The organism is Corallococcus praedator (assembly GCF_003612125.1).
GTDB lineage: Bacteria > Myxococcota > Myxococcia > Myxococcales > Myxococcaceae > Corallococcus > Corallococcus praedator.
This window is the reverse complement of sequence record NZ_RAWI01001385.1, coordinates 1-393: the sequence shown is the minus strand read 5'-3', so window position 1 is coordinate 393 and position 393 is coordinate 1. Positions and strand designations below refer to the sequence as shown.

The 393-nt window shown below is 77.4% G+C and carries 1 protein-coding gene; it reads left to right on the top strand.

Annotated elements, in window-relative coordinates; translation table 11 throughout:
- Nucleotides 1–393 (top strand): isochorismate synthase (locus tag D7Y13_RS46720; RefSeq protein WP_279637228.1); only part of this gene is annotated, 393 nt, incomplete at both ends.

The following is a 393-nucleotide window of genomic DNA, read 5'->3' as shown; positions in this document are numbered from 1 at the left end:
GTTCCGTGCACGCGGGCACCCCGGTGGCGCGGTTCGCCGACGCCGCTGACGCCGTCGCCGCGATCGCCCGGGGCCGCCGCGACGGGACCCCGGTCGCGGTGGTCGGGGCCATCGCGTTCGACGAGGCCGCGCCCGACGCGCTGGTGGCGGTCGAGACCCTCGAGCACCGCGAGCCCGATGCCGGCTCGGTCCCGGCCCACGGCGTACCGGTCACCCTCACCGCGACGATCCCGGCACAGGAGGTCCACGTCGCCCGCGTGGCCGCGGTGATCGACCGGATCACCGCGGGGGCAGCCGACAAGGTGGTGCTCGCCCGGGCGGTCGAGATGCTCGCCGCCGAGCCCCTCGACATCGACGCGGTGGTCGCCGCGCTGGCCGCGGGCAACCACGAAC